A 21681-nucleotide genomic window follows, 5' to 3' on the forward strand; every position below is an offset into this window, starting at 1 on the left:
TTGCTCTTAAAGGTGAAAACGTTTATAATCAAGTATTATGGAATAAGAGCCGGACCGTGATTCTTATGGACGGATAGATGGAGGATGAAATGAGAAATTCAGTAAAGAAAGCGGCAGTTACTGCTCTTGTCTGCGTTACAGCGGCAGGAATGATGGCAGGCTGCGGAAATAAAAAACTCGATGGTACAAAGATCGCAGTGACAGTCAATAAGCAGGAAATCCCGTTTGGCGTTGTAAGTCTGGCAGCACGTATGCAGCAGGCACAGGCTGAGGCAATGTACAAGATGTATCTTGGCGGCGGAAGCGATATGTCTATCTGGAGTACCAAAATGGATGATTCCGATGAGACTTACGGTGAAAATGCGGTAACAACTTCTGTTGAAACTGTTGAAAAGATGTGTCTGGAGAAAGAACACGCTTCCGAGTATGATGTTGAAATCACAGATGATGAGCAGAAGGCTCTTGAGGAAGCTGCCAAGAACTTCATGGCTGCCAATTCTGATGAGACAATTGCAGAGCTTGCGGTTGATGAAGATATGGTAAAGACTTTCCTCGAGCTTGAAACATACGATGTGAAGATGAAGGATGCCATTGAAGCCAAAGCGGACGTGAAGCTGGATGAGAAAGAATATCAGCAGATGTCCTTCAGCTATGCAAGTGCAAAGGTCAGCGGAGATGATCTTTCCGATGATGATATCAAGAAGAATAAAGAGAATCTTCAGAAGTTTTATGACAAGGTTAAAGAGGATCCGGCTGCAGATTTCAATACTCTTGGAGATGAGATCTCCGAGGATATGACCGCAACAACCGGAACATGCCCTACCTATGAGGAAGGTGATGACAGTGCTGCCAACGGAACTACTTATCCGGATGAGGTTCGTACCGCTTTAAGAAAGCTGGACGAGGGTGCACTGAACGAGGAGATCATAAAGACAGATTCCGTATGGTATGTTGTGAGACTGGATTCCAAGAATGATAAAACTGCAACGGAGAGTAAGAAAGAGTCTCTGACAAACACCAAGAAGGATGATTTCTATAATGATACAACAGATGGCTGGAAGAAGAAAGCTGATATCAAAGAAGAGAAAAAACTGATCAAGAAGATCAAGATCACAGATAATCACAGCTTTACGATCCAGACTTCAACTCCGACACCGGACCCGGATGTAACTGAGACACCGACAGCAGATTCTGCAGCGGCTGAGGCAACTGAGACACCGGCAGCTGAGGAGCAGACCGATGTGACCGAGACACCGGAGACAGAGGGAGATTCTGCAAAGGCTGATGAGGAGACTGCAGACAGTACAGAATCTGAGGCAGCTGCTACACCGGAAGCTGAGAAATAAGATACAATGTTTACAATGGAATGATAAGAGAAAAGACAACGAGCCGTGTACGGGTTTATCGTACACGGCTCGTTTTTGTAATGCTCATGCCTGCTTTACGGATCATCAGATCAGATTGAGATGCTCTAGTGCGTGAAGGATCCCGTCCTTGTCCACTGAGTCTGTCTGGTATGTGCAGTGCTCTTCGATGCCTCCGTAAGCATTTCCCATAGCAACGCTGACTCCGGCAGCTTTCAGCATGGGAAGGTCGTTGGGACTGTCTCCGAATGCATAGCAGTCTTCCTTGGGGATGGAAAGGCGGTCCAGGAGAAATTCCATGCCTGTGGCTTTGCTGGTACCCTTTTGTGTGACTTCCCAGATTCCGTTTCCGTGATCAAAATAGGTGTAATGATCATTACAGAAGCTGCGGAATTTTTCGACATCGGAATCCGGCAGCATATGTACCAGGAATTTGTCATAAGAGTAAGTGCAGGCATCCTCCCGATTGAATTTCGTGATGTCGACCATTGGAATTTCTTTTCGCATTTTGACTCCGAATTCGGACTGGGCCGGAGATGCGCCATCATACAGGATCTCAGTGTTGGATTCAAAAATTGCCTCGATCTTGCATTTGCGGAGAAGGTCTACGGTTTCCTTGCACAGAAGATTTGGGACTGTACGGAAAAAAAGCAATTTGTTGTCCATGTAAATGTGGGTTCCACAGCCGTATATATAGCCATCGAAATGAAGCTCTGAGAGTGCAGAGGGCATCATTACTTTGGTGCGGCCGGTGTTGATGAAAAGAAGATGACCGTTTTCATGGGCTTTTGTGAGGGCGCGGCTGGTGCTCTCCGGAACCTTGAAAGGGTGAGGCGTAAGCAGTGTGCCGTCTATGTCGAAGAACAGGATTTTTTTATCGTTCATAAGGTCTCCTTTAAAATGGGATTTCTTCTTCGGTGTTACTGTTATCAATGTCAGTAATATCATTAACAGGAAGCGGTTCTGCTGATGTATCTTCAACAGAGTTCAATGTGCTGACACGGATGCCGTTGAGTTCTATTTCACTTTCCATGGGGATCACAAGGCATTTTCGACCATCGATGATGCGGGTTTCTACCAGTTCTGCCCGGTCCGGTGCTACGTGGATCACCACGTCAGGGGTTTTGATCTCGAATTTCCGGGTGTTGGTGATGTTGGATGCTACCAGAGCTGATTTTTCTCCTGCGGCAAGCTCATACTGTTCATCGAAGTTCTGGAGCTTTTCGTCTTCTACGCCGCATTCTTCGAAGAGACGTTTGACTTCGGATTTGGTGAGGACAACAGGTTCCGGTTCGTCCTTCTGGGATTCGATGAGATCGTTGAGCTTTTCGTGGATCTCAAGGACTGTGTCGTAGGCACAGTCATCACCAAGGGTTTCTTCCACCAGAGCATTGAAGGAGTCACGCTGGGTTCCGGCAGATAGTGGTGTGGTGCAGCCGAAGACTTCTTCCATCATGGTGGAGCGGAGATTTTCGGCGTTTTTGGTGTAGTAGAGAAGTCCGTGGATATCGGTACTGCGGTCGTTGAACTGTGGGAAAAGGAAGCCCCAGTCAGGCATTTCTACCAGCCAGTCCCGGATACGGTCTTCAATATTGTTTGTCTCTGCATTGTAATGCAGGCCTGCTTTGGAGAGCTTGACCGGGCAGATACTGCAGAGGATGTGATCGTAGATCTCATCGGAAGCGTCGAACATTTCGGCACCGTCGGAGGATTTGCCGGGGATGTCGTAGACTGCGTGGATGAGGATGATGTAGTAGTTTTCACCGTAGTCGTAGTTTTCTATGATTCTGTCGTAGAAGGCTTCGGTGAGGGTGTCGTCGGTGAGTTTGCTTTTGCGGAGTTTCATGAGGAAGTTTTGGGTTCCGCCTTCAGCTTCCTGATCCAGGGGAAATTCCATGTTGATGAGGTTTTTTCCGATGGTGCCGGTGAGGGTTTTTCGGAAGATGTCGAAGTATTTGAAGGTTTCTTCCTCTGATAAGGATAAGAAGGCTTCTTTGAGTTCGGTTTTTTTGTTTTTTTCACCGTCTACGTAGCAGCCGCAGATGCGGGTGATGGAGCAGCGGTCAGGGGTGAATTGTTTTTTTATTTCTGCGATTTCTTTTTTGTTCATGTGTGGTTTACCTCGGTTTTTTAATTAGTTTGATTATAGCACAGGTGTTTGGTGGGGGCAAGATGACGCGGACGGACGTGTGAGATTTGCAGCAGAAGTCCGGGTGCCGTCGTTTCGCCTGGTCATACTAAGCGTCTGAGGTGCCTCACGGAGCGGCCGGCCCATAACTCGCCATGTACGCTGATGCGTACCTGGCTCAGACAGATGGGCCTTACCCTACGGCTTGTGGCCGCCGGGTACCTCTCCGTGAACCACCTCAGACGCTAAGTATGGACCAAGGCTCACTCCAAAGCACCCGGACTTCTGCTGCAAACCTCACACTGTGCGGTCATGGTGGGAGGGATAGAGTGGTCTGACGGGAGTTGGATGAGCCATCAGCGCTGCGCTGGATGGCTGGGAGGAAAGGCTGAGTTTCCTTGTGGTTTGGAGGGGAGGTTGTGAGCGTCGGCGCGTTGCTGGACGCCTGTAGTTTGGAAGCTTGAGATTCTATGTGTTTGCCGGGAGGTTGTGAGCGTCGGCGCGTTGCTGGACGCTTGTAGTTTGGAAGCTTGAGATTCTATGTGTTTGTCAGGGAGGTTGTGAGCGTCGGCGCGTTGCTGGACGCCTGTAGTTTGGAAGCTTGAGATTCTTTGTGGTTTGGAGGGAGGTTGTGAATGTCGGTGCGTTGCTGGACGCTGGAAGGTGGTGTCGAAATTTGGAGATGGGTTTTTGTGGTGTTGTGGTGGGATGTGTGGTATGATTTGTATATCTTATAAGATCTATCCATTTATTTGGTTTCTTTTTGCTTCAATGTCTGAAGCGTTTTTTCAAAAATATTTATAAAAACTGTATACAGGGTTTCTGAAGTGTTTGGTTGATGGTATAATTGTATATACCAGAAGGAGTATTGTTTGAGAGATAATACGATTTTTGATGATGTTTTTCGTACTATGATGGAGAAAATGACGTTTCTGGTCGTGCCTTTGATCAATGATGTTTTTCATACATCATACCCGGCTGATATGGAGATTGTGCAGCTGCGTAACGAGTATCAGCGGGTGGATGGTGAGATTATTACGGATTCGCGGCTGTTGATCGGAAACAGGATTTATCATATAGAATGCCAGAGTACGGATGACACGACAATGGCTGTACGGATGATAGAGTATGATTTTGCAACTGCTGTTGAGTTTGCCAGAAAGCAGGGACGGAGGTATCGGATGGAGTTTCCACGTTCTTGTGTGTTGTATCTGAGAAATAGTAGGAATACGCCGGATTTTCTGGAAGTGGATGTGGTTTTTCCGGATGGGGGATGTCATTTGTACAGAGTGCCTGCCATTAAAGTAGAGAATTATACAAAAGATAAGATATTTGAAAAGAGTCTTCTTATGCTGCTTCCTTTTTATATCATGCGATATGAAAAAAGAGGGCATGAGATGAGTGAGAATCCACAACTTTTTCAGGAATTACTGAATGAATATGAAGTGATCCGGAGTAAACTGGAGGTAGAGATCACTGAATCTGGAAGGTCTGAACTGTTCAGTGATCTGATTGGACTGATAACTCGGATATCTGATCATATTTTCAGAAATGAGGAGAAAGTCCGGAAAGGAATAGGTGAGATTATGGGTGGACATGTTCTGGAACTGGAATCTGAGAAAAGGGCAAGACTGATGGCGGAAGCTAAGGAACAGGCTGAAGCACTGGGGCGAGAACAGGGAATGGCTCAGGGAATGGCTCAGGGAATGGCCCAGGGAATGGCTCAGGGAATAGCTCAGGGAATGGCCCAGGGGGAAGAACGACTTAGTGTTCTGATCAACAGGCTTATACTTGATGAGCGTGGTAATGAGATTCAGAAGGTTGTTACAGATAAAGAAATGCGTGAAGCTATGTACAGAGAATATCAATTATAATAAGAAAAGATAAAGAGAATCCCCCACTGGTTTTGCTATCCATGGGGGATTCGTTGATTGATCTGAATCTTATAATACAGAATATCCGTAACTGCTGACAATAGCATCGATCTTCTGGCGGTTTTTGCACAGTGGGCAGTTGTCAGAGCGGTAGGAGTGATAGTCCGGGATGTCTCTGGCCTGAAAGATAGAGTGGACAGGGAGTGTGGCTACACTGTCTACACTGCTGTAGATGGCTGCCACGCCGCGGATCTTACCGCCATAGTACAGAACGCTTTCGATAGCTCGGTTCAATGTGGATCCGGTGGTGATGGAACCATTTAGGACGAGGATGTTTTTTCCATTGATCATTGGTTCATAGTTGTCGCGGAAGATCATCTGCCCGGTGCTGTTGAACTCAGGGGTGATGACGTAGATGGTCTGGTGTGCGTTCATGGAAAGGACGCCGGCTTTGGTCAGTTCTTCGGCGAGATAAGCACCGATCACTTCAAGTCCGTCCATGCAGACGATGGTGTCTACCGGAATGGATGCTTCGTAATTTGCTGCGAGAGCGGATGCAATACGCTGTGCTTCAGCGCATCTGGATTTCATAGTAGTGAGATCCAGGTAGTGTGTGATATGGGACTGGGATGTTACGAAGTGTCCCGGAATCATTTTAAGCTGTATGCGGTTGTCAGTGCGTGCATAAATTTTTATGATGTTGTCCTGATCCATAATAAAAACCTCCTGTCGTGATCGTGTTTTACGTGGTTGTTCAGGAGAATTATCCTGAAGGATTACGAAACAGATTTATTTAACCGAATGCGGATTGCAAATATCCGATTAGCTGTGCATATTATACCATTAATTTCAAAAAAATGAAATAATATAATGCAAAATATATAAAAAATATTCAAAAAATCAAGCGTATTTGTTAAAAAATATCCAATATCATGAAAACTTTGACAATAGGATCATTACTATAGAGTGAAAGTACTTGTGAGTACGTAGTAAATTGGAAAGAGAGTGTCATATGTATTATTGCGTATAAAAAAGAGGAGGAGAATCCCTAAGGATCCTCCCCCTGTGAGAGTGAGTCAATATCAGCCTTCAATAGATACATATTTATCAGCTTCAATCTCTTCAGCTGCTTTTTTCGGAATAGAAAGTCTCAGAACACCGTTCTCAAATTTTGCATGGACATCTTCGTTTTTTACACCATTACCAACATAGAAGCTTCTGCTTGTGCTGCCGGCATAACGTTCACGGCGGATATAATTGCCTTTCTTGTCTTCCTCGTCTTTGTCAAGACCCTTGGCAGCGGAGATGGTAAGATAACCATCCTTCAGCTGTACCTGTACTTCATCTTTCTTAAATCCTGGAAGATCTACATCCAGCTCATAGCCTTTATCTGTTTCACGTACATCAGTTTTCATGATATTTTTTGCATGTTTGCCATAAAGAGGGTTCTTTCCGCTAAAGAAATTATCTCTGAATCCAAAATCATCCATCCACTCATCAAATAAGTTTTCTCCAAATACACTCGGGAACATCATAAGTCATTTCTCCTTTCAAATTGAAAAGCCGTTCCGGTGGATCAAGAAATCCAACTGTTGCCGGTATATAGTTACCACTTCGGGTTATTCCGCAGTGGTGATCGTTTGGTTTTATTCTGAACATCTGGAAGTTCTTTTTTATCTTCTCCTTTGTTCTATATGTAATATAACACATGTTGTTAGCAAAGTCAATAGGTGAGTGCTAAAAAATTGTGAAGAATTTGTGTTCCGTAAAATGAAAAAACTAATTTCCACCTTTAGCCCTTTATGCTCTCATATTAAAAAGCGAATCGGACAAGGACTGAAAATCTTATGCAGATTGAACATTCTGCAATGTTATAATAACTTTAAAGCATAGAAAAAACCAAAAAAATCAATATAATAAGGCATATAGACAAAATGTATTAAAAAAATTTTTCGTACATTCTTCTGAGTTGAACAGACGATAGAAAGACAGTATTCATGAGTATGCAGGTAAAGCAAAATGTAAATGAAAAAGTACAGGAGGAGAGAATAATGCAGAAAAAATATGCAGATTTTAAGCTTGGGGTACCGGATTATGTAACAGTGGAAACAGAAGCGGAGAGACTTGTGTGCCAGGGAGGGCAGACGACAGTAGCTGCCGGTGCAACTACTGTGGAATTTCAGGACGCAGGTGAACATGAGGATATATTTGTCACATCCGAGGATGCAGTGAGATGTGTGAAGCTGAGATGGAACTATAAGATCCCGAAATCAGCCAGATTTCTGGGAGATGCCTGGGAACGTACCTATGGTGATGCGGAATGGCATGGAATGAGCGGAAACCGTTATCTGCCATGGTATTTTCTGGCGAAGCTTTCTGAGAAGGTTCTCTGCTTTGGCGTAAAGGTCCGTCCTTCTGCTATGTGCTGTTGGCAGGTGGATACCAAAGGAATTACTTTGTTTCTGGATGTTCGCTGCGGAAATACAGGAGTACAGCTGAAAGGAAGAAAGCTGTGTGCCGCACAGATCGTCTGCATGGAAGCAGAAGGAGCAGATACTTTTGAAACTGCACAGAAATTCTGTGAAAAAATGTGTGCAGATCCGATCTTCCCAGAGTTTCCGGTATATGGAAGCAATAACTGGTACTATGCTTACGGTGACAGCTCCGAAGAGGAGATCTTAAGTGATACCGATTATATCCTGAAACTGACCGAAGGTGTAAAAAATCCTCCGTTCATGGTCATTGATGACTGTTGGCAGGAACATCACCGCTTGGATGAATACAACGGTGGACCATGGACAAAAGGCAATGACAGATTTCCGGATATGAAAGGTCTTGCAGACAAGCTGGAGAAAAAAGGTGTCCGCCCGGGTATCTGGGTCCGTCTGCTTCTTAATGAAGATGAGAATATCCCGAATGAGTGGAGAATTTCCTATAATGACTGTCTCGATCCGTCCCACCCGGATGCACTGGAATATATCCGTAAAGATATCGAGAGGATCTGTGATTGGGGATACACGCTGATCAAGCATGATTTTTCTACCTTTGATCTCTTTGGGAAATGGGGATTTGAGGCGAATTTAAGAGACAATTCCATGGAGAAATGGCATTTTTATGATCAGACCAAAACCAGCGCAGAAATCGTAAAAATGCTTTATCAGGAGATTTATGATGCTTCCCGGAGCAACAACGCAGTGATCATCGGCTGCAATACCATCGGACATCTCGGCGCAGGCCTGATGCATCTGAACCGGACCGGTGACGATACCAGCGGACGTATCTGGGAGCGTACCAGACGAATGGGCGTAAATACGCTGGCATTCCGTCTTCCGCAGCACAATACGTTTTACCATATTGATGCAGACTGTGTCGGTATTTTCGGAATGATCCCATGGGAGAAAAATCGTCAGTGGGCAGACGTTCTTGCAAAGAGCGGTACACCACTGTTTGTATCCGCAAAACCTGGAGTTTTGAATCCGGAGGAATTTGAGGAGCTGCATCAGATCATGCTGCGTGCATCAGAACAGAAAGAGCATTTTGTTCCGATGGACTGGGAAGAAATCGACTGCCCGGAGGTATGGGGAGAAAACGGCGAAACTATCACTTATGACTGGTTTGACAACGAAGGTCCGACCATGGATGCTGCGGTGGAATACTATAATGCCAAGGTAGTTGTTCCGTAAATCAGGAAAAGTGGTTCAGCAATCCAGAAGATCCTCGGCATGATGATATTTTTCCCGGTATTCCCGTGGCGTCATGCCGGTTTCTTTTTTGAAGGCACGGGAAAAGGCAAATGGATTTTGATATCCGCAGGAGAACGCCACGCTGGAGACAGGGATATCCGTGACGGTCAGAAGCTCCCGGGCGTTGATGATCTTGGCTGAAGTCAGGAATGCTTGGGGTGTGGTTCCAAGATGTTTTTTAAAAAGTCCATAAAGGTGGCTGCGGCTGATATGGAGATAGTCAGCAACATCTGTCACAGTGATATTCTGCAGCGGACTTTTTTTGATGTAATCAACAGCCTGTGTGATGTAAAAATTATCGTTGGATTCCATGGTGGTGTAGGAAGCATGAAATTCTTCCTCCAGCAGGGCAATGATCCGGTAAAGACCACTCTGGATATAGGCCTCACCGGAAGGCGTCAGTTGTGGATGAGCCATCATTTCAAGAATAGTTTCCTGATAGGGAAGAACCGAATTCAGCTGCTGGACCGGAGTTTCTTCAGTAAGATGGCAGTGTTCGCAAAGCGTTGGAGCGTTTTCCCCGTTGAAGCAGATCCAGATGTAAGTCCAGGGATCAGAGGGTTCCGTTTTGTAGAGAGAGCTGGTCATAGGAGGAATGAAAAAGCACTGTCCGGCTTTCAGGGTATACTTCCGGTTATTCATATAGAAATAGCCCTGCCCGCTCAGCACAAAGTGAATGGTGTAATACCGCCGTATACCTGGACCATAGGACTGCTCCGGTGTACATTTTTCCCAGCCGCAGGAAATAAGATGAAGTTCTTTTGATGAAGTCTGGCGGTTCATGACCTGTTTGTTTTTCATGAGAGTTTTCTGCCTTTCGATATATGGTTACTATAAGTAATATCAGTTTAAAATATTTAATCTGAGGTGTAAAGAACAAAGATGAACTGATAGGACAAAAGACAGTTGCCGTGCAATAAATGTGCGGCAGCTGTTTTTTATATCTTGGCATTGTCTTGACACTTGTAAAAGAAAAAGGTTTACCACCAGGAAAAATATCGTTATAATAGGAGAAACGCAGTTTCTCTGCGGCAAAAATATAACGGTCCGGGAGATATCTGTGTCAGAAATATTGCTTATCCGGTGATATATCAGATGATATGAGGAATTTTCCGGTATGTAATAAGAAGGGAGAAAGATATGGCATATTTAGGTGAAGAGATCAAAAAACTTGGTTTTGGCCTTATGAGACTTCCGCAGAAATCAGAAGGTGTGATCGATGTGGAGCAGACCAAAGTCATGGTGGACAAATTTATGGAAGCCGGATTTACATATTTTGATACAGCATGGGCTTATGCAGGAAGCGAAGATGCTATCCGCGAAGCGCTGGTAGAGCGTTATCCGAGAGAAAAATATCAGTTAGCCACCAAGATGGCAGCCTGGATCAACTGCAAGACAAGAGATGAAGCTCTTGCACAGTTTAAAACATCTCTGGAGAGAACAAAGGCAGGATATTTCGACTTTTATCTTCTCCACAATCTTGGAGAGCACAGAACAAAATATTTTGATGAGTACGGTTTATGGGACTGGATCCGTGAACAGAAGGAAGCCGGTCTGATCAGACATGCAGGATTTTCGTTCCACTCCACACCGGAGGAGCTGGATGCACTTCTCACTTCACATCCGGAAATGGAATTTGTACAGCTGCAGATCAATTACGCAGACTGGGAAAATCCGGCGATCCAGTCAAGAGCCTGCTACGAGGTAGCCAGAAAACATGGAAAACCCGTCATTATCATGGAACCTGTAAAAGGCGGCATGCTTGCAACTCCGCCGGAAGCAGTGGAAAAGCTTTTGAAGGAAGCAGAGCCGGAAGCATCCACAGCATCCTGGGCGATCCGTTTTGCGGCAAATCTGGAAGGCGTGATCACCGTACTTTCCGGAATGAGCAATGTTGCACAGATGGAGGATAACCTTTCCTTTATGAAGGATTTCAATGGCCTTACTGACAGTGAGAAGGAGACTCTTGATAAGGCAAGAGAGGCTATGAGCAAAATTCCTCTGATCCCATGTACAACCTGTAACTACTGTGCAAAGGTCTGTCCGATGGAAATCGGAATTTCCGGTTCTTTTACAGCAATGAATTATCTGACATTGTACGGGAATAAAGCCGCCGCAGCGCATCAGGAAGACTGGCTGGTAGTCAGTCATGGAAGAAAGCGTGCAGATGAATGTGTAAAATGCGGACAGTGTGAGGAAGTATGTCCGCAGCATATTTCCATCCGCGCGGAACTTGAGAAAGTAAGAGAGGCTTTTTGCAAATAAAGGAACTGATCCGGCAGGAAGCGGATCAGGGTAAGGAGAGAGTTTAAAAATGGAAAAATTCAAAGCATTTCTGAAACGGAAGGATATTGAGATCTCTCTGAAGAGATATGGTATCGATGCACTGGGAGCTATGGCACAGGGACTTTTCTGTTCCCTGCTGATCGGTACGATCATCAACACCATTGGCACACAGTTTCACATTCCGTTTCTGACTATGGCAGTTGCCACAGTCAATGATACCCAGTACACAGTAGGTTCTCTGGCATCTGCCATGAGCGGCCCTGCCATGGCAGTAGCCATCGGTTACGCCTTGCATTGCCCGCCGCTGGTATTGTTTTCGTTGATCACTGTTGGATTTGCCTCCAACGCACTTGGCGGAGCAGGCGGTCCTCTGGCTGTACTGTTTGTTGCCATTGTTGCAGCTGAGATCGGTAAGGCAGTTTCAAAGGAAACAAAGATCGATATCCTTGTAACGCCTCTTGTAACCATCGGTGTGGGCGTAGGCCTTTCCGCATGGTGGGCACCGGCCCTTGGAAAAGCTGCTATGAAGGTAGGAAGCGTGATCATGTGGGCAACAGATCTTCAGCCATTCTTTATGGGAATCCTGGTTTCTGTATTTGTTGGAATCGCACTGACGCTGCCGATCTCTTCTGCTGCGATCTGCGCGGCTCTGGGACTTACCGGACTGGCAGGCGGCGCTGCAGTAGCGGGCTGCTGTGCGCAGATGGTAGGTTTTGCGGTCATGTCCTTCAGGGAAAACAAATGGGGTGGCCTTGTCTCTCAGGGAATTGGAACTTCCATGCTTCAGATGGGTAATATTGTCAGAAATCCAAGGATCTGGATTGCTCCGATCGTAACATCTGCTATCACAGGACCTATTGCAACCTGCTTGTTCAGGCTTCAGATGAACGGTACTGCTGTATCCTCAGGAATGGGTACCTGTGGCTTTGTAGGTCAGATCGGTGTGTATACAGGATGGATGAATGATATTGCAGAAGGAACCAAGACAGCTGTTACAGCTATGGACTGGGCGGGACTTTTTCTGATATCTTTTATTCTCCCGGCAGTTCTCTGCCCGTTGATCAATATGTTTGTACGTAAGCTCGGATGGGTGAAAGATGGAGATATGACGTTGTCATAAGCTATATCAGATCTTACTTTAAAATCAAAAAAGAGTATCACAGGAACTCATTGATAGTGATGAGCTTTGTGATACTCTTTTATTTTAACTTTTATGCTACATGTGATCCGGTGGCATTACTCCGTTCCAGTCCACAGGCCTTTGCATATTCATGGAGTTTCTCTTTTGCGGAATAATTCAGATTCTGAGGAACTTGGATCTGAATGGTTACATACTGATCACCGCGGACGGAAGGGTTCTTCATGGAAACAATGCCTTTTCCTCTCAGGCGGATCTTGGAACCGGACTGCATACCTTCCCTGATCTTACAGATAACATTTCCGTAAAGGGTAGGAACGGTGGCTTCACCGCCGAAAACAGCGGTTGTGTAAGGAATAGAAATGGTGGTATAAACATCCGATCCTTTTCGTTCATAGCCAGGACGTGTTCCTACGGTAACCTTCAGAAGAAGGTCACCAGGCTCGCCGCCGCCGGTTCCGGGCATGCCTTTTCCTTTCAGACGGATACTCTTGCCGGTATCAATACCTGCCGGAATATGAATCTGAAGTGTCTGCGGTGCACCGGAGCTTCCGTCCGGACCGGACAGAGAAATTCTTTTATCAGCACCAAAAGCTGCCTCATCAAAGGTAACGTTGATGCTGGCCTTCACATCAGAGCCTTTTTGCGGAAAATCCTGCTGATGGAATCCGCCGAAGCCGTTGCCACTGTGAAAGCCACTTCCGCCAAATCCACTGTGAAAGCCGCCACCGTTACCGGTGAAATGCTCATATGTGCCATTGCTGCCGAAACCGCGGCTTTCGCCGTGACTGCCGTGGAACATATTTCCGAAGATATCACCAAAAATATCGTCCATATTTTCACCGTTAAAATGAAATTCCTGATAGCTGCCATTGCCGCCACCCTGGAATCCGCCGAATCCACCGGCACCTGCGCCGGCTCCAGGATCAGCTCCTGCTTCAAATGCGGCATGACCAAACTGATCATACATTTTTTTCTTCTTTGGATCACTTAAGACATCGTAGGCTTCGTTTACTTCTTTAAATTTATCTGCGGCATCTGCATTACCGGCGTTTGTATCCGGATGATATTTTTTGGCCAGTTTACGATAGGCTTTTTTTATTGTTTTTTCATCTGCGTTCCGGTCAATGCCCAGAACATCGTAATAATCTCTTTTTACTGCCATGGTATTCACCTTCCCTTATATTATAGTCTGCAGCGTCCCGGATGATCGATCTGTCCTCTCAGAGGACAGATCTCCCGGACTGTCATATATTGAACGTATGCGTATAAAATTCCCCGGGAAAAATCCCGGGGGCATTACTTTTATATTGTTCTATATGTAATATAACACTACTAATTAAAAGTGTCAATACCTGCATTGTGGAAAAGAACATTTTGGACTGCAATGAGAGATATGATTCTTACAGCTATCAGCTAAAAATATGATATAATACTACCATAAATTCCGGTGCGGTCTGCTCAGTAAATAAAAAACAGAGAGAGCCGCAGATCAGAGAAAGATCCAAAAAAGAAAAGGAGGCGTATAATATGAGAAAAAGAACTCTTCTGTCCCATATAAAGGCAGTAAAAAGGCTGGTACTTCTGACACTTATACTGGCAGCAGCTTTTCCGGCGACGATCCGGGAGACAAAGGCAGCAGCAGGAACCACTTTTAAAGTCAAAGTCACAGATGGATACCTGGCTCTCCGGAGTGAGAAGGCTTTTGACAAAGGCAATGAGATCGGACAGCTGAATACAGGAGATCTTGTGGAAGTTACAAATCGGAAGGACGCTACCTACTGGTATGCATACGTGCCAAGACTGGATAAATCCGGATATCTGGACAAAAACTATATCCAGATAGCAGAGAACGCCACAGCTTCCAACGATTCCTGGACAGTAAAGGTAAAAAAAGGCTATCTGGCTCTTCGAAGTACCGCAGCTTACAATGACAGTAACGAGATCGGACGCCTGAATACCGGAGATGTCGTTCTTGTAAAGGACAGCAGTGATTCTACTTACTGGTACGTATATGCTCCGGGGCTTGATAAATCCGGATATGTGGATAACCGTTATATTTACAACAGTGGTCTGTGGACAGTTAAAGTAGAAACTGGTTATCTTGCCCTTCGCAACAAGGCAGCCTATAATGAAAGCAATGAGATCGGACAGCTGAATACCGGTGACACGGTTCAGGTGAAGGACACCAGCAACGATCAGTACTGGTATGTATATGTTCCGCAGTTGGATAAGACCGGTTATGTTGACAGGAACTATCTTACCGGAGGCTCAGGTACGACAACTCCATCCATGACTGTTAAAGTGGAAAGCGGATATCTGGCTCTGCGCAGTACAAAGGCGTATGACAAGGACAATGAGATCGCCCAGCTGAATAACGGAGATACGGTAGAAGTCATTGAGAAGAAAGACAGTACTTACTGGTATGTATATGTTCCGAAGCTTGGAAAAGAAGGATATGTAGATAAGAACTATCTTAAATAAAAAGATAAAGGATGCTTGTTGCCGGATCTGCCTGAAGAGGAACAGAAAGCCGGAACAAGAAACGGGGAGGCAGAAAGATGACTCTGGCACAGCTCAGATATACCATAGCAATTGCAAAAGCCGGATCTATGAACGAGGCAGCAAAAAGCCTTTATATTTCTCAGCCCAGTCTTTCCACGGCAATCCGGGAGCTGGAAGCAGAAACCGGTGTTGAGATCTTCCGAAGAACGAACCGGGGAATCGCCGTAACGCCTGCAGGCGAAGAATTTCTGGGGTATGCAAGGCAGGTGGTGGAACAGTACGAACTGATGGAAGCCAAATATATTTCCAAGGAACAGTCACGCAAAAAATTCAGTGTTTCCATGCAGCATTATACCTTTGCAGTTAATGCCTTTGTGGAGCTGGTAAAGCAATTCGGCATGGATGAGTACGAATTTGCGGTTCACGAGACCAAGACGCATCAGGTCATCGAGGATGTCCGTAATTTCAAGAGTGAGATCGGGATCCTCTACGTAAATGATTTTAACCGTAAGGTACTTACAAAAATGTTTCACGAGTATGGTCTGGAGTTTCACGAACTTCTCAACTGTCGGATCTACGTTTATATGTGGAAGGGGCATCCTCTGGCGAAGCGTGAGAAGATCACGCTGGAAGAACTGAAGGAATATCCGTGTCTGTCCTTTGAACAGGGAGGAAATAACTCTTTTTATTTTGCTGAGGAGGTTTTGAGCACCTATGAATACAAACGGCTGATCAAAGCCGATGATAGGGCTACTATGCTGAACCTGATGGTAGGACTGAATGGATATACCTTATGCTCCGGTATTATCTGTGAGGATCTTAATGGTTCCGATTACTGTGCTGTGAAGCTGGATTCCGATGAGATCATGACAATCGGTTATGTTGCCAGAAAGGGTGTTAACATCAGTACCCTTGGGAAAAAATATCTGGAGGAGATTTCCAGATATAAGGATAAAGCACTGAAATAAGAGAAAATAAAATCTGACAGATCACTGCCGGAGAAGACGGGAAAAGCTTCTGGTATTTATGATACCGGAGGGTTGTTTCCCTGTGTATTCTCAGATACGTAGCGATGCGTATCATGCAGGAATCTGTCAGATCTTTATTTACATTAAAAGTTTTTGGCAGTGGAAATTTTATTCTGCAAGCCGATCACACACGGATCACAAAACCATCTTTACGCGGTTTGGCTGTTGGATATTCACAGTCACGGTATCCAAGAACACAGTGGCCCACGCCGATATATTCCTCCGGAACACCCCACTGCTTCTTCAGCTCTTTTCCTTCCTCGGAGTCAAAAACTTCTCTTGCACGGTGAATCCAGCAGGAGTCCACGCCGAGAGCATGTGCGGCATTCATGAGATTTCCCATCACAAGACTTCCGTTTTCCACACAGGTGCCCATTTTGCTGTCGGAAAAGACAATGATCACAGTTGGGGCGCCGTAGAACGGATCTGAGGTGCTGCCCATAACAGCTGCGTTCATTTTGGAAAGCCTTGCAACCAGCTCCGGATCCTGTGTCACTACCATAAGAGTGCTCTGCTGTCCCATGCCGCTGGGGGAATATTCTCCCGCCTCCAGGATCGTATCCAGAGTTTCTTTCGGAACAAGCTCTTTTTTGTAGGCGCGGATGCTTCTGCGTTCTAACAGGTTTTTGATGCTTTCATTCATGATCATTACCTCCTGATGTTAAATTTTGTTGAAAATATTTTCTGCAAAAGAAAGTAAATTTCTTTTTATTCTGATAAAAACCATTATAACGCAGATGATTATAGTTTCCAATAGATAGAAGGATATAACTTTACAATTTATAAAGAAATATTATATAATCTGTTTATGATATTCCTGCGGCGGATGCGGGAGAATTTCGGGTGAAGATACAGAGACAGAATAGTTAAGACAGAAAATATGAGGTGCCAGATGGAAAAGATTCGAAAACATTTTTATTTTTCAGGAAGAGTACAGGGAGTAGGCTTTCGTTACCGCTCCTATTATATTGCACAGTCCATGGGACTGACCGGCTGGGTACGGAATCTCTGGGATGATCGTGTGGAAATGGAAGTACAGGGAACCAGAGAAGAAATCCGGGAGATGGTAGAACGCCTTTCTCAGCAGAGCTTTGTGGAGATCGAGGGGATTGAAGCGAGGGAAATTCCACTGGAGGAGGAGTTTGGCTTTCATGTGAGAGGATAGTGAAATGGCCGGTTCATTCCAGCTCCAATGCCAGATACAACAGAACAGCGTCCCGGAATTTCCGGGGATTGAGACCACATTTTTTATAAATGTGGTTTAATTTATATTGAAGAGTATTTTTGTGGAGAAAAAGCTTCTCTGCGGTATCAGCCAGAGACATTTCCAGGGAAAAATAAGTTCGCAGAAGGTTCTTTTCATCCGGGGACAGCTGATAACCAAACAGCAGAACAGTTATTTGGCTGCAGAGCTGCGCAGAGAATATCCGCCTGACACGTAAAGGAACATTTCACGTTTCCGGTGCACGGAATGATAGAACGGAGAGTACGGATATCAGCTTTACATAAAAATCATACAGGAGGAAAATAAAATGAAGGTAGTAACAGCGATCGATTCTTTTAAGGGCAGTATGACATCCATGGAGGCAGGCTTTGCAGCTGCTGAAGGTATCCATCGTGTGGATGCGGACGCAGAAGTTCAGGTAAGACCACTGGCAGACGGTGGAGAGGGAACCGTGGAAGCTCTTGTCGCAGGAATGAACGGAAAAACAGAGCACGTAAAGGTTACGGGGCCTCTTGGCGAGCCGGTGATCTGTGAGTATGGCATCATCGAAAGCACAAAGACCGCAGTGATCGAAATGGCTGGTGCAGCAGGGATCACGCAGGTGCCGGACGAAAAAAGAAATCCTCTTTATACCACAACCTACGGTGTCGGTGAGGTGATCAAGGACGCCATCGAAAAAGGCTGCCGCAGATTTATTGTGGGTATCGGCGGAAGCGCCACCAATGACGGTGGTGTGGGAATGCTTCAGGCACTTGGCTATGCATTTCTGGATAAAGACGGAAAGCAGGTCCTTCCGGGAGCAAGGGGCCTGAAAGACATCACAGAGATCACAGCTGCCTATGTGATTCCGGAGCTTGCAGAATGTAAATTCCGTGTTGCCTGTGATGTCACAAATCCTCTTTGCGGAGAGCTTGGATGCAGTTCCATCTACGGACCGCAGAAGGGTGCTACGCCGGAGATGATCCAGGACATGGATCAGTGGCTGGGTGCTTATGCAGAGCTTGCAAAGGAGCGTTTTCCGAAAGCAGATGCAAAGTATCCGGGAACAGGTGCTGCCGGCGGAATGGGATTTGCATTCCTGACCTTTACCGATGCAGTTCTGGAATCCGGGATCAACATCGTGCTGGATGAGACAAAACTTGAGGACTATATCAAAGACGCGGATCTTGTGATCACAGGTGAGGGACGTATGGATGGACAGACAGCCATGGGAAAAGCGCCGGTAGGTGTTGCAAAGCTTGCAAAGAAATATGGCAAAAAAGTGATCGCCTTTGCAGGTGCCGTACAGCGTGACGCAAGAGCCTGCAACGATGCAGGGATCGATGCCTTTTTCCCGATCCTCCGCGGAGTGGTAACTCTGGAGGAGGCCATGAAAAATGAGAATGCAAAGCAGAATCTGGCAGATACTACAGAGCAGGTTATCAGACTGATGAAATAAATAAAAGGCATATGATTCGTAAATTTCAGGATTCCTGCAGAAATACAGAGCGTGAGTGTCTGATCTGCTGTAAGAATAAATTTGGTGAAAGACGCTGCGAAGACATTGGATGATAATACAAAAAAGACAGGCCACCTCAGAAGCCTGTCTTTTTTGTGGTTTATAATTTGTAAAAATAAGGGAGCTGTAACCGGATTAAATCAATTTATGTTATGGGGATTTCAGTCTTATCCTTCGATCGGCTCAAAATCCACAGCGCCATGCTTGCACAGCGGGCAGATGATATCTTCCGGAAGTTCATCGCCTTCATAGATGTATCCGCAGACTTTGCATACCCAGCCTTTTTTGCCCTCGGTCTGTGGCTTTGGCTTTACATGTTTCTGGTAGTAGGTGTAAGTCATGGTATCCTGATCGCTCATGACACGGGCCTCTGTGACGCTGCAGATGAACATTCCGTGAGTGCCGAGATCCACATAGTTTTCTACCTTCAGGGACATGAAAGCATTGATATATTTGTCCAGGAATACCAGGCCGTTGTCGGAGTGGTTTACTTTCTGTCCGGCAAATTTATCGGTGCTTCTGCCGGACTGGAAGCCGAACTGCTCAAAAACAGAGAACGGAGCATCTGTGGACAGGCAGTTTACGTTCATGATACCGGTCTGCTGGATCACGTGGTGAGAGTAGTTTGCCTTGTTGATGTTGACAGCCACGCGATATGGATTGTCGGTAAGCTGTGTAACGGTATTGACGATCAGACCGTTGTCCTTTTTGCCATCGTTGGAGGTTACCACATAGAGGCCGTAACCGATGCGGAACAGAGCAGTCATATCATTCTTGTTGGCAAGATCATCGCTTTTTGCAATGTATTCCTGGCAGAGCTCATCAGCCATAGCTTCCATCTGCCTGCGGTTTTCTTCGTTTACTGCAGACATGATCTTAACTGTGGTATTCAGCCAGCTGATCTTTTTGCATTTGGAAAGCATTTCTTTCATAACCTTCGCTGCCAGCGGTGCCCAGGTTCCGTTTTCAATCAGTCCTACCGTGCGGTTCTGGAAGTTGTGCTCTGTCAGTCGGGTAATAAAGTCGTTCATAAACGGATAGATGCCTGCATTATATGTGGTGGTTGCGAGAACCAGCTTGGAGTAACGGAAAGCATCGCTCAGTGCCTGGGACATATCATCTCTTGCAAGGTCATAGATCAGAACACGCGGACATCCTTTGGCACGGAATTTATCGGCAAGCTGTGCGACTGCTGTTCTTGTGTGGCCGTAAACGGAAGTGTAGGCGATCACGATTCCGTCATCCTCCGGTGTATAGGAAGACCAGGTATCATAGAGACTGATATAATGTCCAAGATCTTCAGTAAGAACCGGTCCGTGGAGCGGGCAGATGGTCTGGATATCCAGAGTTGCGGCTACTTTCAGAAGATTCTGCACCTGCACACCATATTTTCCAACGATGCCGATATAGTATCTTCTTGCCTCATCGTCCCATGGTTCATCTGCATCCAGGGCACCGAATTTTCCGAAGCCGTCTGCGGAAAAAAGAACCTTTTCTGTGCTGTCATAAGTGACCATAACCTCCGGCCAGTGAACCATCGGTGCAAATACAAAAGTCAGATTGTGTTTTCCAAGGGAAAGGGTTCCGCCGTTATCTACGATGATCTGATGACTTTCCAGATCCAGGTCAAAGAAATTCTGCATCATGGCGAAGGCTTTTTTGTTGGAAACAACGATGGTGTCAGGATAAGCCTTCAGGAAGTTTGCGATGTTGGCTGCATGATCCGGTTCCATATGCTGTACGATCAGATAATCCGGTTTCCGGTCACCCAGAACTTTCTGGATATTATCAAGCCATTCGTGAGTAAAATTTGCATCTACCGTATCCATAACCGCAATTTTTTCGTCCAGGATCACATAGGAGTTGTAGGACATGCCGTTCGGCACTTTGTACTGGCCTTCAAAAAGGTCAACCTGATGATCATTAACGCCTACATATTTGATGGTATCTGTGATTTTCATGAGCGATTCCTCTTTTCTTTCTATGGTGGATTTATTTATATGCTTCAGGTTTTGTTTGTTTCTTAACTTTGATAAAAATATAACAGAAATCGACAACAAAAACTGTTGCAAATACAACAAAACAGAAAAAAATTCCAGACTTTACATTTTTTTCGTGCTGGTATAAAATCAGAAACATGCAGCAAAATAAAATACGGATATCTGCTTTGAGAGTCCTCTTACATAGTCCTGGATGCAGAGAGAAAAGTACAGATATGCGGAAGATTATTTTGCCGGTGGGAGGAAAATTTATGGAGCATATCACTTTATTTACGGATATTTTGCCCGAAGAACAGGAAAGGATGCGTGTCTGCTTCAAAGTCCGGGAGAAAGTTTTTCAGAATGGAGAAACCATAATGGAATATTCCAGCTCCATGAAAAAGATCGGTCTGATCCAGGAGGGAAGAGCAGTTCTCTACTGCTGTGACGAGGATGGAAATGAGTATGTCATCGATGAATTGAATAAGGACAGTGTATTTGGCGAACCGTTTCTGCTTTCGTCAGATTCCCAGCATTATTATGTATGTGCCACTACCGTGACGAAAGTGCTGTTTATTGATTATGAGCATGTGATCAAGCGCTGTGAAAATGCCTGTCATCATCACAGCCAGATGGTCAGTAATCTGCTGCAGATGACGGCCCTTCGTTCCAGGCAGCAGACAGATCGGATATACATGCTTTCACGATCCTCCACCAGGAAGAAGCTGATAGCCTATCTGCATTCTCTGGCTGCGGAAAAAAATGCCGGGAAATTCAAGCTGCCCATGTCCTATACCGCACTGGCCCAGTACTTAAGTGTGGACCGTAGTGCCATGATGCGGGAGATCAAAAATCTTTCGGATGAGGGTGTGATCCGAAGAAACGGACGGAATGTGGAGCTGCTTAAATAGAG

Annotated in this window: 19 protein-coding genes; 10 read left to right on the forward strand and 9 right to left on the reverse strand. The window is 45.5% G+C overall.

Annotated elements, in window-relative coordinates; genetic code table 11:
- The first annotated feature begins 89 nt into the window (after positions 1-89).
- Positions 90-1346: an FKBP-type peptidylprolyl isomerase gene (locus DW694_RS00515; protein ID WP_110102708.1), complete on the forward strand. Its 1257-nt coding sequence runs from the start codon at positions 90-92 to the stop codon at positions 1344-1346.
- Positions 1347-1451: 105 nt separating this feature from the next.
- On the opposite strand, the gene DW694_RS00520 is transcribed toward DW694_RS00515, so the two are convergent.
- Both DW694_RS00520 and DW694_RS00525 read right to left on the reverse strand, forming a co-directional pair.
- Positions 1452-2249, reverse strand: a complete 798-nt coding sequence (locus DW694_RS00520) for an HAD family hydrolase (RefSeq protein ID WP_242981810.1) — start codon at positions 2247-2249, stop codon at positions 1452-1454.
- 10 nt (positions 2250-2259) lie between these two features.
- Positions 2260-3474: a DUF4317 domain-containing protein gene (locus DW694_RS00525; RefSeq protein WP_092072040.1), complete on the reverse strand. Its 1215-nt coding sequence runs from the start codon at positions 3472-3474 to the stop codon at positions 2260-2262.
- An 890-nt stretch (positions 3475-4364) separates the two neighbouring features.
- Between DW694_RS00525 and DW694_RS16790 the strand changes: the two genes are divergently transcribed.
- Positions 4365-5366: a hypothetical protein gene (locus tag DW694_RS16790; protein ID WP_110102710.1), complete on the forward strand. Its 1002-nt coding sequence runs from the start codon at positions 4365-4367 to the stop codon at positions 5364-5366.
- Positions 5367-5435: 69 nt separating this feature from the next.
- Here DW694_RS16790 and DW694_RS00530 read toward each other — a convergent pair whose 3' ends face one another.
- Entirely contained in the window at positions 5436-6080 is a 645-nt protein-coding gene (locus DW694_RS00530) for a hypothetical protein (protein WP_021652759.1), read from the reverse strand.
- 368 nt (positions 6081-6448) lie between these two features.
- Positions 6449-6901, reverse strand: a complete 453-nt coding sequence (locus tag DW694_RS00535; RefSeq protein ID WP_110102711.1) for an Hsp20/alpha crystallin family protein — start codon at positions 6899-6901, stop codon at positions 6449-6451.
- Positions 6902-7417: 516 nt separating this feature from the next.
- Here DW694_RS00535 and DW694_RS00540 point away from each other — a divergent pair.
- The gene (locus tag DW694_RS00540; RefSeq protein WP_242981811.1) at positions 7418-9049 is read left to right on the forward strand and encodes a glycoside hydrolase family 36 protein; all 1632 of its coding nucleotides are present in this window, start codon (positions 7418-7420) and stop codon (positions 9047-9049) included.
- A 15-nt stretch (positions 9050-9064) separates the two neighbouring features.
- Here DW694_RS00540 and DW694_RS00545 read toward each other — a convergent pair whose 3' ends face one another.
- Positions 9065-9910, reverse strand: a complete 846-nt coding sequence (locus DW694_RS00545) for an AraC family transcriptional regulator (protein ID WP_118752375.1) — start codon at positions 9908-9910, stop codon at positions 9065-9067.
- A 339-nt stretch (positions 9911-10249) separates the two neighbouring features.
- On the opposite strand from DW694_RS00545, the gene DW694_RS00550 reads away from it, so the two are divergent.
- Together DW694_RS00550 and DW694_RS00555 are read left to right on the forward strand one after the other, a co-directional pair.
- Positions 10250-11374 carry an aldo/keto reductase gene (locus tag DW694_RS00550; RefSeq protein ID WP_118752376.1) on the forward strand — a complete coding sequence of 375 codons (1125 nt, stop codon included), beginning with the start codon at positions 10250-10252 and terminating at the stop codon, positions 11372-11374.
- A gap of 49 nt (positions 11375-11423) precedes the next feature.
- Positions 11424-12515 (forward strand): PTS sugar transporter subunit IIC, encoded by a 1092-nt coding sequence (locus DW694_RS00555; RefSeq protein WP_015525523.1) that lies wholly within the window; start codon positions 11424-11426, stop codon positions 12513-12515.
- Between the two features lie 91 nt (positions 12516-12606).
- Here DW694_RS00555 and DW694_RS00560 read toward each other — a convergent pair whose 3' ends face one another.
- Positions 12607-13698: a J domain-containing protein gene (locus DW694_RS00560; protein ID WP_059086226.1), complete on the reverse strand. Its 1092-nt coding sequence runs from the start codon at positions 13696-13698 to the stop codon at positions 12607-12609.
- Positions 13699-14063: 365 nt separating this feature from the next.
- Between DW694_RS00560 and DW694_RS00565 the strand changes: the two genes are divergently transcribed.
- The gene (locus DW694_RS00565) at positions 14064-15017 is read left to right on the forward strand and encodes an SH3 domain protein (RefSeq protein WP_021652766.1); all 954 of its coding nucleotides are present in this window, start codon (positions 14064-14066) and stop codon (positions 15015-15017) included.
- A gap of 77 nt (positions 15018-15094) precedes the next feature.
- The gene (locus DW694_RS00570) at positions 15095-16006 is read left to right on the forward strand and encodes a LysR family transcriptional regulator (RefSeq protein ID WP_118752377.1); all 912 of its coding nucleotides are present in this window, start codon (positions 15095-15097) and stop codon (positions 16004-16006) included.
- A 184-nt stretch (positions 16007-16190) separates the two neighbouring features.
- Here DW694_RS00570 and DW694_RS00575 read toward each other — a convergent pair whose 3' ends face one another.
- On the reverse strand, positions 16191-16709 hold the full coding sequence (locus DW694_RS00575) for a nitroreductase (RefSeq protein WP_015525528.1): 519 nt from the start codon (positions 16707-16709) through the stop codon (positions 16191-16193).
- 249 nt (positions 16710-16958) lie between these two features.
- Here DW694_RS00575 and DW694_RS00580 point away from each other — a divergent pair, with 249 nt between their 5' ends.
- Positions 16959-17231, forward strand: a complete 273-nt coding sequence (locus DW694_RS00580) for an acylphosphatase (protein WP_118752378.1) — start codon at positions 16959-16961, stop codon at positions 17229-17231.
- Positions 17232-17244: 13 nt separating this feature from the next.
- Here DW694_RS00580 and DW694_RS00585 read toward each other — a convergent pair whose 3' ends face one another.
- Entirely contained in the window at positions 17245-17493 is a 249-nt protein-coding gene (locus DW694_RS00585) for a helix-turn-helix domain-containing protein (protein ID WP_334296279.1), read from the reverse strand.
- 105 nt (positions 17494-17598) lie between these two features.
- Here DW694_RS00585 and DW694_RS00590 point away from each other — a divergent pair, with 105 nt between their 5' ends.
- Positions 17599-18729 (forward strand): glycerate kinase, encoded by a 1131-nt coding sequence (locus DW694_RS00590; RefSeq protein WP_118752380.1) that lies wholly within the window; start codon positions 17599-17601, stop codon positions 18727-18729.
- A gap of 227 nt (positions 18730-18956) precedes the next feature.
- Here the strand turns inward: DW694_RS00590 and DW694_RS00595 are convergent, their stop codons facing one another.
- Entirely contained in the window at positions 18957-20750 is a 1794-nt protein-coding gene (locus tag DW694_RS00595) for a flavin reductase (RefSeq protein ID WP_118752381.1), read from the reverse strand.
- A 290-nt stretch (positions 20751-21040) separates the two neighbouring features.
- Between DW694_RS00595 and DW694_RS00600 the strand changes: the two genes are divergently transcribed.
- On the forward strand, positions 21041-21679 hold the full coding sequence (locus DW694_RS00600; RefSeq protein ID WP_182465462.1) for a Crp/Fnr family transcriptional regulator: 639 nt from the start codon (positions 21041-21043) through the stop codon (positions 21677-21679).
- The last annotated feature ends 2 nt before the right edge of the window (positions 21680-21681 follow it).

This window comes from Ruminococcus sp. AM26-12LB (assembly GCF_003480785.1).
In the GTDB taxonomy this organism is placed as follows: Bacteria; Bacillota; Clostridia; order Lachnospirales; family Lachnospiraceae; genus Blautia_A; species Blautia_A fusiformis.

Bases quoted from the DNA above. Each gene is read 5' to 3' on its own strand.
- DW694_RS00550 (WP_118752376.1), top strand. From the start codon at position 10,250: ATGGCATATTTAGGTGAAGAGATCAAAAAACTTGGTTTTGGCCTTATG.
- DW694_RS00525 (WP_092072040.1), bottom strand. From the start codon at position 3,474: ATGAACAAAAAAGAAATCGCAGAAATAAAAAAACAATTCACCCCTGAC.
- DW694_RS00565 (WP_021652766.1), top strand. From the start codon at position 14,064: ATGAGAAAAAGAACTCTTCTGTCCCATATAAAGGCAGTAAAAAGGCTG.
- DW694_RS00590 (WP_118752380.1), top strand. From the start codon at position 17,599: ATGAAGGTAGTAACAGCGATCGATTCTTTTAAGGGCAGTATGACATCC.
- DW694_RS00575 (WP_015525528.1), bottom strand. From the start codon at position 16,709: ATGAATGAAAGCATCAAAAACCTGTTAGAACGCAGAAGCATCCGCGCC.
- DW694_RS00570 (WP_118752377.1), top strand. From the start codon at position 15,095: ATGACTCTGGCACAGCTCAGATATACCATAGCAATTGCAAAAGCCGGA.
- DW694_RS00600 (WP_182465462.1), top strand. From the start codon at position 21,041: ATGGAGCATATCACTTTATTTACGGATATTTTGCCCGAAGAACAGGAA.
- DW694_RS00515 (WP_110102708.1), top strand. From the start codon at position 90: ATGAGAAATTCAGTAAAGAAAGCGGCAGTTACTGCTCTTGTCTGCGTT.
- DW694_RS00595 (WP_118752381.1), bottom strand. From the start codon at position 20,750: ATGAAAATCACAGATACCATCAAATATGTAGGCGTTAATGATCATCAG.
- DW694_RS00580 (WP_118752378.1), top strand. From the start codon at position 16,959: ATGGAAAAGATTCGAAAACATTTTTATTTTTCAGGAAGAGTACAGGGA.
- DW694_RS00540 (WP_242981811.1), top strand. From the start codon at position 7,418: ATGCAGAAAAAATATGCAGATTTTAAGCTTGGGGTACCGGATTATGTA.
- DW694_RS00530 (WP_021652759.1), bottom strand. From the start codon at position 6,080: ATGGATCAGGACAACATCATAAAAATTTATGCACGCACTGACAACCGC.
- DW694_RS00560 (WP_059086226.1), bottom strand. From the start codon at position 13,698: ATGGCAGTAAAAAGAGATTATTACGATGTTCTGGGCATTGACCGGAAC.
- DW694_RS00535 (WP_110102711.1), bottom strand. From the start codon at position 6,901: ATGATGTTCCCGAGTGTATTTGGAGAAAACTTATTTGATGAGTGGATG.
- DW694_RS00520 (WP_242981810.1), bottom strand. From the start codon at position 2,249: ATGAACGATAAAAAAATCCTGTTCTTCGACATAGACGGCACACTGCTT.
- DW694_RS00555 (WP_015525523.1), top strand. From the start codon at position 11,424: ATGGAAAAATTCAAAGCATTTCTGAAACGGAAGGATATTGAGATCTCT.
- DW694_RS00545 (WP_118752375.1), bottom strand. From the start codon at position 9,910: ATGAAAAACAAACAGGTCATGAACCGCCAGACTTCATCAAAAGAACTT.